The 16,653-nt window shown below is 63.1% G+C and carries 12 protein-coding genes; 8 read left to right on the plus strand and 4 right to left on the minus strand.

The window, feature by feature from the left end; translation table 11 throughout:
* Window positions 1-11 precede the first annotated feature (11 nt).
* From DXK50_RS04365 to DXK50_RS04385, 5 genes are all read left to right on the plus strand, one after another.
* On the plus strand, window positions 12-2,039 hold the full coding sequence (locus DXK50_RS04365; protein ID WP_212629452.1) for a TRAP transporter permease: 2,028 nt from the start codon (window positions 12-14) through the stop codon (window positions 2,037-2,039).
* The gene (locus DXK50_RS04370; protein WP_212629453.1) at window positions 2,036-2,443 is read left to right on the plus strand and encodes a DUF1850 domain-containing protein; all 408 of its coding nucleotides are present in this window, start codon (window positions 2,036-2,038) and stop codon (window positions 2,441-2,443) included. Before DXK50_RS04365 ends, DXK50_RS04370 begins: the two co-directional genes overlap by 4 nt.
* A 232-nt stretch (window positions 2,444-2,675) precedes the next feature.
* Entirely contained in the window at window positions 2,676-3,191 is a 516-nt protein-coding gene (locus DXK50_RS04375; RefSeq protein ID WP_212629454.1) for a DUF3617 domain-containing protein, read from the plus strand.
* A gap of 165 nt (window positions 3,192-3,356) precedes the next feature.
* On the plus strand, window positions 3,357-5,492 hold the full coding sequence (locus DXK50_RS04380; RefSeq protein ID WP_212629455.1) for a TonB-dependent siderophore receptor: 2,136 nt from the start codon (window positions 3,357-3,359) through the stop codon (window positions 5,490-5,492).
* Window positions 5,493-5,535: 43 nt separating this feature from the next.
* Complete coding sequence (locus DXK50_RS04385) at window positions 5,536-6,747, plus strand: PepSY-associated TM helix domain-containing protein (protein WP_212629456.1); 1,212 nt, start codon at window positions 5,536-5,538, stop codon at window positions 6,745-6,747.
* Here DXK50_RS04385 and DXK50_RS04390 read toward each other — a convergent pair.
* Both DXK50_RS04390 and cls read right to left on the minus strand, forming a co-directional pair.
* Window positions 6,730-7,461, minus strand: a complete 732-nt coding sequence (locus DXK50_RS04390; RefSeq protein ID WP_212629457.1) for a substrate-binding periplasmic protein — start codon at window positions 7,459-7,461, stop codon at window positions 6,730-6,732. The two genes, DXK50_RS04385 and DXK50_RS04390, sit on opposite strands and share 18 nt — an antisense overlap.
* A 121-nt stretch (window positions 7,462-7,582) precedes the next feature.
* Complete coding sequence (gene cls, locus DXK50_RS04395; RefSeq protein WP_212629458.1) at window positions 7,583-9,028, minus strand: cardiolipin synthase; 1,446 nt, start codon at window positions 9,026-9,028, stop codon at window positions 7,583-7,585.
* 282 nt (window positions 9,029-9,310) lie between these two features.
* On the opposite strand from cls, the gene DXK50_RS04400 reads away from it, so the two are divergent.
* Together DXK50_RS04400 and DXK50_RS04405 are read left to right on the plus strand one after the other, a co-directional pair.
* The gene (locus DXK50_RS04400; RefSeq protein ID WP_161864324.1) at window positions 9,311-10,978 is read left to right on the plus strand and encodes a BCCT family transporter; all 1,668 of its coding nucleotides are present in this window, start codon (window positions 9,311-9,313) and stop codon (window positions 10,976-10,978) included.
* A gap of 341 nt (window positions 10,979-11,319) precedes the next feature.
* A complete protein-coding gene (locus DXK50_RS04405) occupies window positions 11,320-12,972 on the plus strand; it encodes a BCCT family transporter (protein ID WP_161864325.1) in 1,653 nt (550 codons plus the stop codon).
* A 764-nt stretch (window positions 12,973-13,736) separates the two neighbouring features.
* Here the strand turns inward: DXK50_RS04405 and DXK50_RS04410 are convergent.
* The gene (locus tag DXK50_RS04410) at window positions 13,737-15,125 is read right to left on the minus strand and encodes an L-serine ammonia-lyase (protein ID WP_161864326.1); all 1,389 of its coding nucleotides are present in this window, start codon (window positions 15,123-15,125) and stop codon (window positions 13,737-13,739) included.
* A gap of 145 nt (window positions 15,126-15,270) precedes the next feature.
* On the opposite strand from DXK50_RS04410, the gene DXK50_RS04415 reads away from it, so the two are divergent.
* Entirely contained in the window at window positions 15,271-16,173 is a 903-nt protein-coding gene (locus DXK50_RS04415; RefSeq protein WP_212629459.1) for a LysR family transcriptional regulator, read from the plus strand.
* 191 nt (window positions 16,174-16,364) lie between these two features.
* Here DXK50_RS04415 and DXK50_RS04420 read toward each other — a convergent pair whose 3' ends face one another.
* Window positions 16,365-16,526 (minus strand): DUF2986 domain-containing protein, encoded by a 162-nt coding sequence (locus DXK50_RS04420; RefSeq protein ID WP_212629460.1) that lies wholly within the window; start codon window positions 16,524-16,526, stop codon window positions 16,365-16,367.
* Window positions 16,527-16,653 lie beyond the last annotated feature (127 nt).

Genomic DNA, 16,653 nt, shown 5'->3' on the forward strand with positions numbered 1-16,653 from the left:
GTTTGCATTCCATGAGTGAGCAGAATCAGGGTATGGGCGCCAGCCCATCCGATTGGCCGAAGGCATTGTTCGCCGTCGCGCTGCTGTTTTCCGTTTTCCAGATCGTCACGGCGGCGTTCCACCCGGTATCCACCCAGGTGCTGCGCGCGGTGCACGTCGGCTTCCTGCTGCTGGTGGTGTTCATCAGCATCCCGGCTTTCGGCGCCAAACGTACCTGGCAGCCCCTGGCCTGGCTACTGGGCCTGGCCGGCATGGCCACGGCCATCTATCAGTGGTACTTCGAGGCGGACCTGATCCAGCGTTCGGGTGACATGACCAGTACCGACATGATCGTCGGCCTGACCCTGATCGTGCTGGTGTTCGAGGCCGCGCGGCGGGTCATGGGCATCGCCCTGCCGATCATCTGCGCGCTGTTTCTCGCCTACGGCATGCTCGGCCAGTATCTGCCGGGTGACCTGATGCACCGCGGCTATGGCCTCGACCAGATCGTCAACCAGCTGGCCTTCGGCACCGAAGGCCTGTACGGCACGCCGACCTACGTATCGGCCACCTACATCTTCCTGTTCATCCTGTTCGGCGCCTTCCTCGAGCAGGCCGGGATGATCAAGCTGTTCACCGACTTCGCCATGGGCCTGTTCGGCCACAAGGTCGGCGGCCCGGCCAAGGTCTCGGTGGTGTCCTCGGCGCTGATGGGCACCATCACCGGGTCCGGCGTTGCCAACGTGGTCACCACCGGGCAGTTCACCATCCCGCTGATGAAGCGCTTCGGCTACCGCCCGGCCTTCGCTGGCGGCGTCGAGGCGACCTCGTCGATGGGCAGCCAGATCATGCCGCCGATCATGGGCGCCGTGGCCTTCATCATGGCCGAGACCATCAACGTGCCGTTCTTCGAGGTGGCCAAGGCCGCGCTGATCCCGGCGCTGCTGTACTTCGGCTCGGTGTTCTGGATGGTCCACCTGGAGGCCAAGCGCGCCAACCTGCGCGGCCTGCCCAAGAATGAATGCCCGAATCCCTGGAAGGCCGTGCGCGAGCGCTGGTTCCTGCTGATCCCGCTGTTCATCCTCATCTACCTGCTGTTCTCCGGGCGCACGCCGCTGTTCTCCGGCACCGTCGGCCTGGCCCTGACCGCCATGGTCATCCTCGGCTCGGCGATCATCCTGCGGGTGTCGTCCAAGGTCATGCGCTTCGCCTTCTGGATCGCCCTGGGCGTGCTTTGCGCCGGTTTCTTCCAGCTCGGCATCGGCGTGGTGTTCGGCGTCATCGCGGCGCTGGTGGCGGTGTGCTGGTTCGTCAAGGGTGGCCGTGAAACCCTGACGCTGTGCCTGCACGCGCTGGTCGAAGGTGCGCGTCACGCGGTGCCGGTCGGTATCGCCTGCGCCCTGGTCGGGGTGATCATCGGCGTGGTGTCGCTGACCGGGGTGGCCTCCACCTTCGCCGGCTACATCCTCGCCATCGGTCAGGACAACCTGTTCCTCTCGCTGGTGCTGACCATGCTCACCTGCCTGGTGCTGGGCATGGGCATTCCGACCATCCCCAACTACATCATCACCAGTTCGATCGCCGCGCCGGCACTGCTGGAGCTGGGCGTGCCGCTGATCGTCTCGCACATGTTCGTCTTCTACTTCGGCATCATGGCCGACCTCACCCCGCCAGTGGCGCTGGCCTGCTTCGCCGCCGCGCCGATCGCCAAGGAGCGCGGGCTGAAGATCAGCCTGTGGGCGGTGCGCATCGCCATCGCCGGTTTCGTCGTGCCTTTCATGGCGGTGTACGCACCGGCGCTGATGCTGCAGGGCGACAGCCTGCTGGCCACCTTCTACGTGCTGTTCAAGGCGGCGCTGGCCATTGGCATCTGGGGCGTGGTGTTCACCGGCTTCCTGCAGGCCAAGCTGACCTGGTGGGAGCGCATCCTGGGCCTGGCCGCCGGTGCCAGCCTGATTCTCGCTACCCCGATCAGTGACGAAATCGGCTTTGCCCTCAGCGCCATCTTCATCGGGCAGCACCTGTGGCGCGCCCGTCGCGCCGAGGCGGCGACGGCGTGATCGGCCTGTGCCTGGGGTTGGCCGGCGCGGTGTGGGCAGAGTTGCCCACGCCGGCCTTCACCCTGGCCTGGACCCACACCATCGAGAAGATCCGCTGGGAAGAGGATTACCGCGTCACCACCGAGGGCCTGGTCCTCGGTGAGGCGCGGGTCAAGGGTTCCGGCGCCGGGATGGAAATTCCCGATGGCGCCGAACTGCGCAATGGCAGCTGGCACTACCAGCGTCAGCTACCGCCTTTGCAACCCCTGCGAGTCGGGCGTACGCCCGAAGCCGGGGATTACCAACTGTGTATCGACCAGCGTTGTCGCCCGATGAGCGACTGGCTCGGCCCGCCACAAGCGAGCCAGCCGGCGTTGGAACTCTGGAGCTGTGAACTGAGCTCCGCCGCGGCTGACGCGGGCTAGGTTCGCCAGAGCGAATCCATGTTCCCGGCGCCACAAGTGCCGGATCAAAAGAAGGAAACCCCCATGCGGCGCAAGCCTCTGGGGGTTTTGTTCGTCTGCGCGGCGCGAATCTTATGCGCTTATGAACTGTCCAAATCGCCGCGGGGCGCGCCTCCTATCGGAGCGGCGGCCCGATGCCCTGGTGCCCCGAGGTACCATCGGTCTGGCCCACTATCCGCTCAGGAGACCTGTCATGCGCATCCTCTCTCGTTCCGTTCTACCTCTCGCCCTCTGCCTGTCGCCAGAGCTGGCCAGCGCCCTGGATATCCAGCCCGGCGTCTGGGAGGTCAGCTCGCACAACATGCAGGTGGGCGGCCGCGCCATGCCCGGCATGCAGGAAATGCTCGCGCAGATGCAGAACCTGCCACCCGAACAGCGGCAGATGATGGAAGGCATGATGGCCGAGCAGGGCATCAAACTCGGCGCCGGCGGCGTGCAAATGTGCCTCACGGCCGAGCAGATCAAGGCTCAGGAAATCCCGCTGCATGATCCCGACTCAGGCTGCAGCAACGAGATTCTCGAACGCAGCGCGGCGGTGTGGAAGTTCCGCTTCACCTGCCCGCAAGCCCAGGGTGAAGGGGAAACGCACTTCGTCAGCGACAAGGAGTTCACCACCCAGGTCAAGGGCACCTATAACGGTCAGCCGAGCAGCATGGAAAGCCGTGCTCGCTGGATCGGGGCGGACTGTGGCGTGCTAAAAAATGAGTGATATGCAGTTCAATATGTAAATAATTCGTATTGACGGCTATTTTCTTCTGCTGCGAGAATTTGTCGCTAATTATTTGCATTTGCGTTTTGCAAATGCCTGCCAGTGAGGCGACCAGCTGCGAAGGGACTGTCAGCGGCTAACGACAGCGCATCAGGAGTATGTCCCTTGTTCAGCAGAAGAACCCACCTGGCCGTGGCGATCGCGGCCGCCTGCAGTTTCAATCATGCCGTGGCCAGCGAGCAGGAGCAGATCGAGCTCGATGCCCAGACCGTGGTCGGCAACAGTGCAGCGGCCGAGGTCGACAGCTACAAGTCCACGCCCAGTAGTGCTGCGACGAAACTCGACCTGACCCCGCGGCAGACGCCGCAGTCGATCTCCACCCTGAGCGGCGCCCAGCTGCGCGACTTCAAGCTCACCAGCGTCAACGATGCGCTCAAGGCCGTGCCGGGCGTGCAGGTGCAGGAAGTCGAAACCGATCGCACCTATTACACCGCCCGCGGCTTCGACATCACCAACTTCCAGTACGACGGCATCGCCGTACCCTTCGTCTACGGTAACGTCGAGGGTGATCTGGACACCTCAATGTACGAGCGCGTGGAGGTGATTCGCGGCGCCAACGGCCTGATGTCAGGCACCGGCAACCCCTCGGCGACCGTCAACTTCGTGCGCAAGCGGCCAACACTGGCGCCGCAGGCGCGTGTTGACCTGACGGCTGGCTCCTGGGACAAGCGGCGTATCGATACCGACGTATCCGGCGCGCTCAATGATGCCGGCACGCTACGTGGCCGCGCGGTGTACGCCAACGAAAACAAGAACTCCTACCTCGACCGCTACTCGCGCGAGAAGAACGTGTTCCATGGCGTGCTGGAGTTCGATCTGGACGAGCGCACCCTCTTCACCCTCGGCCATACGCTGCAGACCAGTGATGCCAACTCGCCGATGTGGGGGGCTTTGCCGCTGGTCTATCAGGATGGCGGTAAAACCAACTATTCGCGCTCTACCAGCACTTCCACCGATTGGGCCTATTGGGACAACCAAGAAAACCGCACCTTTGCCGAGCTGGCGCACACCTTCGATAACGGTTGGCAGGCCAAGACAGTGGTCACCCGTGTCGAGAAGAAAAGCGATGGCTCAATGTTCTATGTCTACGGCACGCCGAACCGCCAGACGGGTGCGGGCCTGTATTCCTATCCGTCCGAATACAATGAAAAGAACAAACAGCTGATTGTCGATCTTCAAGCCAGTGGCCCTTTCAATCTGGGCGGTCGTCAGCACGAAGCGGCACTGGGTGGTAGCTGGTCGCGCTCCGAGCTTGAGGATCTGTCCTGGTACGACTCCAGCACCGGCACCATGCTGCCGCCGCTGGAGCAGTGGAGCGGCAATTATCCGAAGCCCCTTAACGACAACGGCAGCAACGGCAGTGACTTCACCGACCGCATGAAGAGCGTCTACGGTGCTGCACGCTGGAGTCTGACCGATGATCTGAGCCTGATCACTGGTGCTCGCGTGGTCGACGTGAGGAGCGACGGCACCAACTACGGCGAAGCCAAGTCGTCGAAGAACAGCGGCAAGGTGGTGCCTTACGCGGGCATCGTTTACGACGTCACCGATCAGTATTCGGTCTACGCCAGCTATACCGAGATTTTCACGCCGCAGACCAAGAACGATGTGAGTGGCTCGCGTCTGGCTCCCCTGGAAGGCGTGAACTATGAAGCCGGTATCAAGGGTGAGCTGTTCGAGGACAGGGTCAACGTTTCCCTGGCGGTATTTCGCACCGAGCAGGACAACTTCGCCGAGCAGGCGGGCATGAATGGCTCGGTGGCTTACTACCGCGCCATCGAAGGTCTGACCAGCGAAGGCTATGAACTGGAGTTCTCGGGTGAACCGCTGGACGGCCTGCAGCTCAGCGCTGGTTACACCTTCGTCGATATCACCAATGCCGACGGCTCGCATGCTGTGACCTACTCGCCCAAGCACATGATCAAGACCGCCGCTACCTACCGCATTCCGGGTATGGAAAAGCTCAAGGTCGGGGCCGCGGTGCGTTGGCAGGACGATATCAAGATCGCCGTACCGCTGACGGCCGATGACGGTTTCACTTCGATTGGAAGTGCCGACGCCAAGCAGAAGGCCTACGCCGTGGTCGATCTGATGGCCAGCTACGACATCGACCCGAACTGGAGCGTGTCGGCCAATCTCAACAATCTCACCGACGAGAAGTACCTGAACAGCCTTTACTGGACTCAGGCCTATTACGGTGCCCCACGTAACGTCAGTGCCACCCTGACCTGGAAATACTGACAGCCAGGGCCGCCCGTGTGTGCGGCCCTGACGAGAGAATCCGATGCGCCCGATTATGGTATTGCTGCACCGCTGGTGCGGCCTGTTCATCGCCCTGTTCCTGTTTACCGCCGGCCTGACTGGCGCTGTCATTTCCTGGGATCACGAACTGGACGAATGGCTCAACCCGCACCTGTTCGATGCGCAAAGCGCAGGGCCGGCGCAGGACCCGCTGCAACTGGTGGACGCCCTGGAAGCGCGCGACCCACGCCTGCAGGTGAGCTTCATGCCGCTGGCGCTGGAGCCCGGCCATGCGCTGGGCATCTTCGTCGACCCGCGTATCGATCCGGCCACCGGCAAGGCTTTTGAGCTGGGCTTCAATCAACTGGGCATCGACCCGGTGAACGGCAATGTCCAGGGACAGCGCGAATGGGGGGCGATCTCCCTGAGCCGGGAAAACCTGCTGCCGTTTCTCTACAAGTTGCACTACAGCCTGCATATCCCGGAAGGCTTCGGTATCGAACTGGGCGTGCTGTTCTTCGGCATCGTCGCCATCGTCTGGTGCCTCGATTGCCTGATTGCACTGTGGCTGTCGTTTCCCAACCTGCGCAGCTGGCGCAAGTCGTTCGCCTTTCGCTGGAGCCAGGGCGGCTACAAGCTCAACTTCGACCTGCATCGCTCTGGTGGCGTATGGATCTGGTTGCTGCTGCTGATTCTCGCCGTCACCTCGGTATCGATGAACCTGGAGCGGCAGGTGACCCGGCCGCTGGTCGAACTGTTCTCGCCGCTGACGCCAAGCCCGTTCGCCAGCCGCACGCCGGTTACGCTGGATGAACAGATCGTACCGCTGATCGACCGCCGTCAGGCCATCGCGGTTGCCAATGCCGAAGCGCGCCGGCTGGGCTGGGACGCGCCTCCCGGCGGACTGTTCCATTCGGCGGAGTTCGGCGTGTATGGCGTCGGTTTCTACGAGGCCGGTGATAATCACGGCGATGCCGGGCTGGGTAACCCCTGGATCTATGTCGACAGCCGCAGCGGTGACCTGGCCGGTGCGCACGTGCCGGGTACGGGCAGCGCCGGGGATATCTTCCTGCAGGCGCAGTTCCCGCTGCATTCGGGGCGCATCATCGGTTTGCCGGGGCGCATCCTGGTGTCGTTGCTCGGCTTGGCCGTTGCCGGCCTGTCCGTCACAGGTGTGGTGATCTGGGCCAGAAAACGTCGCTCGCGCGTGTTCACCGAACGACGCCAGCGCGGTAGTTCACAAGCCGTGGCGTAGGCGAAGGGCTGCAACCTGGTCGGCCCGCTGTTCGAGGAAGCGGTCGAACGCCTCGATCAGCTGCGGGTGGTGGATGCTGGACAGGTAGTAATGGTCTTCCACGTGCGGCAGCGTTGGGTCGAAAACCAGACTCTCCGCCGCCATGTCCATCTGCTTCAGTTGGTAAGCCACCACCCTGGGGTTGAGGTAGACCGCGTCAACGCGGTCGCTACTGGCCATGCGCAGCAGTGATTCGATCTGGTTGGCCTGGATCAGCCGGATACGCCCGCCGCGAATCTCGGAGAGATACGGCCAGGGCGTGAAGCCGTTCTGCGTGCCAAGCAGCTCGATGCGCTGCATGCCCTGGCCGAGGTGCTTAGGCTTGACCAGTATGCCGTCGACGTAGGGCGCTGCCGGTTGGCTGTAACGCACCGCGTGACCGGCCTTCTGGTCAGCATTCCACTGCGGATGATCGGGGAACTTGAGGTCGACCCGGCCAGCGAGAAAATCACTGAGCAGGCGCCGAACCGGCAGCGGCGTGTAGACGAAGCGGTAGCCGTACTCGGCAGCGAAGGCGTCCAGCAGGTCGCGGGCATAACCGCGGTACTCACCGCCCTCTACATCCGAGTAAGGCTGATAGGGCTGCAGTTCGACGCCGACGCGAATCTCTTCCTGCGCCAGGGCGGGCAGAACCAACAGGCAAAGGCTGAGCAGCAGGGCAGGGCGTGTTTTCATGCAGGCAGGTCTCGCTGACGGCTAACAGCGGCTGGCCCGGTAACCATAGCCGTGCCTCCGGGCCCGTTCAAAGTTTTCCGCGCTGACCCTGGGCAGGCGAAACCAGGCGCCGCGCGCGGTCTCAGAGAATCGGCGAGATCAGCCGCGCGACGCGCATGCCCAGTTGCTGCAGGCGATGCAGGTTGCGTCGGTCGGCATTGACCAGTTCGCGCGAGCGGCTGAAATCCTCTTCCAGCATGGCGGCGACCTGGGCGTTGAAGGTCTCGTCGAAGGTCAGCAGGCTGGCCTCGAAATTGAGGCGGAAGGAGCGGTTGTCGAGGTTGGCGCTGCCCAGCACGCAGGCGTCATGGTCGATCAGCAAGGCCTTCTGGTGAAGGAAGCCAGGCTGGTAGCGGAAGATGCGTACGCCGGCGCGCAATGCCTCGAAGGCATACAGGCTGGAGGCGGCATAGACGATGTGGTGGTCGGCTCGCGCCGGCAGCAGCAGGCGGACGTCCACGCCACGCATCACGGCCAGGCGCAGGGCGGCGAACAGTGCTTCGTCGGGGACGAAGTAGGGGCTGCTCAGCCAGGCCCGTTCGCGCGCCGCGTGAATCGTTTCGACGAACAGCAGCGAGCAGGTCTCCTGCGGGTCTGCCGGGCCACTGGTGATGACCTGGCAGAGCTGACCGGGTTCGTCCTGCTTGCTCGGCATCAGCAGCGGCGGCAGTTTCCGGCAGGCCCAGTACCAGTCCTCGGCGAAGGCCTCCTGCAGGCTCGCCACCACTGGTCCGCGCACCTCCACATGGGTGTCGCGCCAGGGGGCCAGCGGCGGCATCTGGCCGAGGTATTCGATACCGACGTTGAGCCCGCCGAGAAAACCGATCTCGCCATCGACCACCACGATCTTGCGGTGATTGCGGAAATTCAGCTGAAAGCGATTGAACAGCCCGGCGCGGGTGGGGAAGGCGTGCACCTGCACGCCGCCGCGGCGCAGGCTGTCGATATAGGCGCGTGGCAGTGCATGACTGCCGACGCCGTCATACAGCACGTACACCTGCACGCCTGCGGCGGCGCGCTCCAGCAGCATGTCGCGCAAGCGCTGGCCGAGGGCGTCGTCACGGATGATGAAGAACTGCAGCAGGATCGCCTGCTGGGCGCTGGCCAGGGCCCTGAAGATGGGCTCGAAGGTGGCCTCACCGTCGATCAGCAGTTCCACGCGGTTGCCGGTCAGCCCGGGCAGGTGCGACAGGCGCGGCAAGGCACGAAAGCGGTCATATGCAGGTGATTGATGCGCTGCCTTGGCTTCCTCGACCCAGGGGCGCCAGTCCTGTTCGGCCATGGCGTGGCGCATTTCCTTGTCGGCCTGGCGCCGCGCCTTGACGTAGGCGTCGAAACGGCTGCGGCCGAATACCAGATAAGGCAGCAACGTCAGGTAGGGCATGAAGAACAGCGACAGCCCCCAGGCCAGCGCGCCCTGTGCAGTACGCACGGTCAGTACGGCGTGTATCGAGGCCAGCACGCCGAGAGCATGGATTGTCGCGATCAGGTAACCGAACAGGTGGGGAATGCCGTAATCTGCGGGCATGCAGGGTCTTCCTTTGCACGGGCCGTGTGCAGCTGACCATGGGGATTGCGCAGCGTTCGCCGCCATCCTGCCACGGCGACTGGACGAATGGCAGTGTCGGGCAAAATGCCAGCCGTTAGGGAATCATTCGCGGCTCTCATGTGTCTTTGGGTCTGAGTGAGCGGAATTCATGTGTTACCCTTCCTGTCTCGACCCGCTTGTAGGTCGTCTTTAATTGGAGGAAGGCAACCGTCCTGTTCACGCTCGTCCAGCGAGTCAAACGCATCAAGGAGCACGCCACGTATGGGAAACGTCCCTTCGCATGACACGACCCCGCCACCCGCAGCGGAAACTCATGAAGGCATCCCGGCACCGACCGGTGAAGCCAACCTGATCGATACCGATTACGTCATCGGTCAGGACAACATCAAAGGGCAGTTCATCTTCGCCCTCGACATTCACGGCAAGGTTTTCACCATCTCCGCGCTGGTCGCGGTGATCTTCGTGGTCCTCGCCCTGGCTCTGCAGAACCAGATCGAACCGCTGTTCAGCGGTGTGCGCGACTGGCTCACCCATCATATGGCCTGGTTCTTCATCGGCGCCGCGAATATCTTCGTCCTGCTCTGTCTCGGGCTGATCCTTTCGCCCTTGGGCAAGGTGCGTATCGGTGGCAAGGAGGCAACGCCCGACTACACCTACATGGGCTGGTTCTCCATGTTGTTCGCTGCCGGTATGGGCATCGGCCTGATGTTCTATGGGGTGTCCGAACCCATGTCGCACTACAGCGCGGCGATGGGCGGCATCACGGTCGGCGAGGACGGCGTGCGCACCGACTGGGCACCGCTCGACGGCGCCGCCGGCAATGCCGAGGAAGCCGTGCGCCTTGGCATGGCAGCGACCATCTTCCATTGGGGTCTGCACCCCTGGGCGATCTATGCAATCGTCGCGCTGGCGCTGGCCCTTTTCTCCTTCAACAAGGGGCTGCCGCTGTCGATCCGCTCGATCTTCTACCCGATCCTCGGTGAGCGCGTGTGGGGTTGGCCGGGTCACGTGGTCGACATTCTCGCGGTGTTCGCCACCCTGTTCGGCCTGGTCACGTCGCTGGGGCTGGGCGCGGAGCAGGCGGCTGCGGGTCTGGAGTACCTGTTCGCCATTCCGGCCACGGACATGACCAAGGTACTGCTGATCGTGGCCATCACCCTGATCGCGCTGGCTTCGGTGGTTGCCGGTCTCGACAAGGGGGTCAAGCGCCTCTCGGAGATCAACATGGGCCTGGCCATGGCCCTGTTGCTGTTCATCATCATCGCCGGGCCGACCCTGTTGATCTTCACCGATTTCTTCAAGAACCTCGGCGCCTACCTGCAGTATCTGCCGGCACTGGCCAACCCGGTCGGCCGTGAGGATGCCAACTTCAGTCAGGGCTGGACCGCGTTCTACTGGGCCTGGTGGATCAGCTGGTCGCCGTTCGTGGGCATGTTCATCGCCCGCGTCAGCCGTGGTCGCAGCGTACGTGAGTTCCTGATCGCCGTACTGCTGGTGCCGTCGCTGGTATCGGTGCTGTGGATGACCGCCTTCGGTGGCACCGCCATCAACCAACTGCTGGTCGATGGGTTCACCGGTGCGCAAGATGCCGGCCTGGAGCTGAAGCTGTTCAGCATGCTCGGGGAAATGCCGCTGACCGCCATCACCTCGTTCATCGGCATCGTGCTGGTGGTGGTGTTCTTCATCACCTCTTCGGATTCCGGCTCTCTGGTGATCGACACCATTACCGCTGGCGGCAAAGTCAACGCGCCGGTACCGCAGCGCGTGTTCTGGGCCAGTATCGAAGGCGTGATCGCCATCGCCCTGCTGCTCGGTGGTGGCCTGGTGGCGTTGCAGGCGATGGCCGTATCGACCGGCCTGCCGTTCACCATCGTGCTGCTGGTGGGCTGCATTTCCGTGGTCAAGGGGTTGATGAGCGAACCGCGCTGACGCTCGCTTTTCATCCCGCTCAGAAGCGCGCCTGCGGGCGCGCTTTTTTATTGCCGCCTTGTTTGCAGGCGTGCGCGCGGATGGGCCTTCAGCGACATTCGCAAGCGCAAGCAGCAGCCTTTGCAGACCGTCGTGAAGCCCGGTTCCTGGCGAGTTGTGTCAGAACCCCGGCAGACGTTATTTTGTCGCCCGTCGCTCCTTTCCACCCTGCGGTCGTTAACGGGAAAAACCGCGACGTTTCCGCAGCGCAGGCCCGATTTTCCTTCTGTTAGCGTCAGCTCCGCGTAATAGCAGCGGCGGTCGCCGCATTGCTCGCGAATAAAACAAGAAGGAGCAGCCCCTTGAGCCAAGGCCCCGTATCACGAAAGAACGACTCATCTGCAGACGGCATACCCGCCCCTAGCGGCGCAGCCAATCTTATCGACACCGATTATGTGGTTGGCCAGGACAACATCCGTGGCCGGTATCTGGTCAATCTCGATATCCATGGGGTGGTATTCCTGGTATCGGCGATAACCGCATTCATTTTCGTCGCGCTGGCGCTGGCCATGCACGATCAGGTGGAACCGCTGTTCAAGGCCGTGCGTGACTGGCTGACAGTGCACCTGTCCTGGTTCTTCATCGGTTCGGCGAACATCTTTGTGTTGCTGTGCCTGGGCCTGATCGTTTCGCCTCTGGGCAAGGTGCGCCTGGGCGGGACCCTGGCTCGCCCCGATTACTCCTACTTCTCCTGGTTCGCCATGCTGTTCGCTGCGGGCATGGGCATCGGCCTGATGTTCTATGGCGTCGCCGAGCCTATGTCGCACTACGACACTGCCCTGGGTGGTACGGCCGTGGATGCCAATGGCGTGCGTACCGACTGGGCGCCGCTTGACGGGGCCGTAGGCAACTCTGCCGAGGCTGCTCGCCTGAGCATGGCCACCACCATCTTCCACTGGGGTCTGCACCCCTGGGCGATCTACGCCATCGTGGCGCTGGCGCTGGGGCTGTTTGCCTTCAACAAGGGGCTGCCGCTGTCTTTCCGCTCGATCTTCTTCCCGCTGCTCGGTGAGCGTGTGTGGGGCTGGCCGGGCCACATCATCGACATCCTCGCCGTATTCGCCACCCTGTTCGGTCTGGTCACCTCTCTCGGCCTGGGTGCCGAGCAGGCTACCGCCGGTCTGCATACCCTGTTCGGCCTGCCGGCCGATACCACCACCAAGGTGCTGTTGATCACCGTGATCACCCTGATCGCGCTGTGCTCGGTACTGACCGGTGTGGACAAGGGCGTGAAGATTCTCTCCGAAGTGAACATGGGCCTGGCCTTCGCGCTGCTGCTGTTCGTGCTGCTTGCCGGTCCCACCGCGTTGTTGCTGACCGGTGTGCTGGATAATCTGGGCGCCTATCTGCAGTACCTGCCGGCCCTGTCCAACCCGGTCGGGCGTGAAGACGCCAACTTCAGCCAGGGCTGGACCGCGTTCTACTGGGCCTGGTGGATCAGCTGGTCGCCGTTCGTGGGCATGTTCATCGCTCGCGTCAGCCGTGGTCGTACCGTGCGTGAATTCCTCACTGCCGTGCTGCTGGTACCTTCGCTGGTGTCGGTAATCTGGATGAGCACCTTTGGCGGCACCGCGCTGCACCAGGCTCTGGGCGGCCTGACCGAACTGCAGCAGGCGGCTCTGGAACTGAAGATGTTCATCATGCTCGATCAGCTGCCGATCAGTGCCATCAGCTCCTTCGCTGCGATTGTCCTGGTCGTGCTGTTCTTCATCACTTCGTCGGACTCCGGATCGCTGGTCATCGATACCATCACCGCGGGCGGCAAGATCAATTCGCCGGCTTCGCAGAAGGTGTTCTGGGTGATCATGGAAGGTGCGCTGGCCGTAGCCCTGCTGCTCGGCGGCGGTCTGGTGGCGCTGCAGGCCATGGCGGTTTCCACCGGTCTGCCGTTCACCATCGTGTTGCTGGTGGGCTGTGTGGCAATCGTCAAGGGGCTGATGAGCGAACCGCGTTGAGCCTGACGCGAGCCGTCCAGAGGAGCATTCAGCCCCTGTAGGCACCTGACGGTCCCTGAACACGAAGCCCCTATCAGTCGATAGGGGCTTCGTCGTTTATGGCTGAGGCAAATGCAATTGATCGGCGCAGCAGAGGCCGATTTCCGCCATTTAGATTCGGGTCGGTTCCGATCAGCCTCTAATGCCAGTCAGGTAAGGCTGTACGCGTTTAGCAGGCCGTTGAAAAACGTAGGCGAGGCAGCCAATGCAAGGCAAAAACAGGCGAAAAACGACCGGGGTCGCGTCCGACTTTACGAGCTGTAAATGAGCATTTTGAGCCTGTTTTTAACGCAGCAGTGGCAACGCAGATAGTTTTTCAACAGCCTGTTAGCTCCCCCTCTCCCGTTTACGGGAGAGCGGCTGGGGGAAAGGGTCGAAATACCGCGAAACGGTCATTGACCCCTCTCCGAACGCGGCCCGCCCCCTTCCCCCAGGGGGACTGATCGTAGCCAGTCGGCGCTTAGCTGATCGGCATTGGCAGGCTGTTGAAACAGCCTGTTAACCCTTACGCCCTTTTTGAAAGTTGGGGTGGGCCGGCTTCTGATCCCGGGATGTTCCAGCTACCCGCCTTCATAGGGCATGAGGAAAACAGGCGCGTATGCGACCTGTGAGCCGATCATGGCTCTGCCCAGATTCAGCCGTGAGTTGCTCTAGGCGACAGGCGTGCGCCTGTACAAACGAAAACGCCCCGGATCGACCGGGGCGTGTTCAGAGCAGGCCGTGCATCAGCACTCGACGATGTTCACCGCCAGGCCACCACGAGCGGTTTCCTTGTACTTGGTCAGCATGTCGGCGCCGGTCTCGCGCATGGTCTTGATCACCTTGTCCAGGCTCACGTAGTGCGCGCCGTCGCCATAAAGCGCCATGCGCGCGGCATTGATGGCCTTCACCGAAGCGATGGCGTTGCGCTCGATGCAAGGGATCTGCACCAGGCCGCCGACCGGGTCGCAGGTCAGGCCCAGGTGGTGTTCCATGCCGATCTCCGCGGCGTTCTCGACCTGCTCCGGGGTGCCGCCCAGTACCGCACACAGCGCGCCGGCAGCCATCGAACAGGCCACGCCCACTTCGCCCTGGCAACCCACCTCGGCGCCGCTGATCGAGGCGTTTTCCTTGTACAGGATGCCGATGGCACCGGCGGTGAGCAGGAAGTCGATGATGCCGCGCTCGTTGGCACCGGAGATGGCATTGACGTAGTAGTGCAGCACTGCCGGGACGATGCCGGCGGCGCCGTTGGTCGGTGCGGTGACCACGCGGCCGCCCGCCGCGTTCTCTTCGTTCACCGCCAGTGCCCAGAGGTTGACCCAGTCGAGCATGCGCAGCGGATCTTCGATGTAGCTGCGCTGGAAGCCGCCCAGCTTGCGCGCCAGGATGGCAGCGCGGCGGCGTACCTTGAAGCCGCCGGCGAGGATGCCCTCGGTACGACAGCCGCGGTCCACGCAGGCCTGCATCACCTTCCAGATGTTCAGCAGGCCGGCGTCGGTTTCTTCGTCACTGCGCCAGTGGCGCTCGTTGCGACGCATCACCTCGGCGATGCCGATGCCGTGCTCGCGGGTCAGCTTGAGCAGATCGGCGCCGCTGCGGAACGGCAGCGGCAGGGCGGTGGCATCCGGAGCGATGATCTTCTGCTTGGTGCCATCGGCCAGCACGGCCTCGCTGACCACGAAGCCCCCGCCGACCGAGTAGTAGGTGGCCTCGTGTACCTGAATGCCGGCTGCATCGAAGGCGGCGAAGCGCAGGCCGTTGGCATGCAGCGGCAGCGCCTTGCGGAACATTTTCAGGTCGGCCTTCTCGTCGAAGCGGACTTCATGCTTGCCGGCCAGCACGATGCGCTTGTCGCGGCGGATGCTCTCGATGTACTCGGGCACCAGATCCACATTGACGGTATCCGGCTCATGGCCGCTGAGGCCGAGCAGCACCGCCTTGTCACTGCCATGGCCCTTGCCGGTGGCGCCCAGCGAGCCATACAGCTCGGCGACCACACGGGTCACCTTGGGCATATGCTCGTGGTTTTCCAGGGCGTGGGTGAACAGCGCGGCGGCACGCATCGGGCCGACGGTGTGGGAGCTGGACGGGCCGATACCAACTTTGAACAGGTCGAAAACGCTGATAGCCATGGCGAAGTTCTTCTTGTCGAGTGAATGGACACGCGCCCGGTTACGCGCGTGCGGAATGCCCCTATCTAAGAACGGCCATATCATTATGTATACTGATTTATTTTTAACGTATTCGTTAGCGTCGCTTAACTGTTGAGATCGCGTCATGGACATCACCCGCCTGCGAACCCTGCGCGAACTGGCGCGCTGCCGCACCATGGCGGCGGCTGCCGAGTCGCTGCACCTGACGCCCTCGGCCGTGTCGCAGCAGGTTGCGCAGCTCGAGCGCGAGGTGGACGTGGCACTGATCGAGCGACGCGGCCGCGGCGTGGTGCTGACCCCGGCCGGTGAGCGCCTGGTGGCGCACGCCGAGCGCATCCTCACGGTACTCGACGAAGCGCGTTCGGAGTTGGCGCTGCTGCGCGGCGAAATCGCCGGTGAGCTTCGGGTGGCGGCCTTCCCCTCGATCGCCGTGGCGGTGATCGCGGAAACCGTACGGGCGCTGCGTAGCGCCTATCCGCGGTTGAACGTGGTGGTGCTGGATCTGGAGCCGCAGGAGAGCCTTAGTGCCCTGGGCTCCTGGCAGATCGACGTGGCGGTGATCGACGACCTGGCCGTGACTCCGGACGAGAACCGCGAGCACTATGCGCTGATTCCTCTGACCCAGGATCTGCTGCACGTGCTGCTGCCCGTCGACCATGCCCTGGCCAGACGCGACAGCCTCACCGTCGCCGACCTGCGCGACGAAGCCTGGGCGCTGGATTCCAGCGGCAGCTCGTTCGGCGAGTTCATCGCCAACCTGTGCCGCCGTTCCGGTTTTGCGCCGCGCATCAACGCCCACTGCGCCGGTTTCGAGATGGTCGCGGCCATGGTCGCCTCGGGCAACTCCATCTCCATCGTCTCCGGTCTGCGTCTGGTGCGGCCGCTGCCGGGCGTCACCGCCGTGCCGCTGCTGCCGGATATCCAGCGCGGCGTGTTCCTCGCCTACCGCAAGGGTGAGCGCGATCATCCGGCGGTGAATGTGTTTCTCGACGAGGCGATTTATACGGCCGACAGGGTATTGGGCTAGCGCCACCGAGCCCTGTGGGAGGGGCTTGGCCGCGAGACGGTGCTCAGCCAGTCACACCTCATCCGTCCCCCGCCCGGCGGTGGATAAGCTTCGTGTTATCCGCGCCACTTGTCTAAGCCTGTAGGAGCGGCTTTAGCCGCGATGCGTTCGGCTTTTCGATGTGTCCGCACTTCACATGGGTACCCCGAGCTTTACTCCGCGGGCGTGGCGCACTCTTGAGCCGCTTCAGCCGCCAACCTCGCCCTGTCAGCCTTGCTAACGTACTTGGGTTTGTTGCTTTTGGGCGCAAGCTTGGCGTTGGCCTTCTTGGCGTGGGCTTCGAGCAGTTGCTTGATCTTTTTGCGGCGATTCATGGTTGTGAGTCTGCTTTGTCCTGAATTGATGATCCTCATGCGGTGCCCGCAGGATGGGTACCGCTATGCTCAACCACCCCCCTCGCTACTTAATGCCCGGCTTGCAACGCGGCATTGGAAAGCAAAA

This window comes from Pseudomonas sp. KB-10 (assembly GCF_018221585.1).
Lineage (GTDB): Bacteria > Pseudomonadota > Gammaproteobacteria > Pseudomonadales > Pseudomonadaceae > Aquipseudomonas > Aquipseudomonas yangonensis.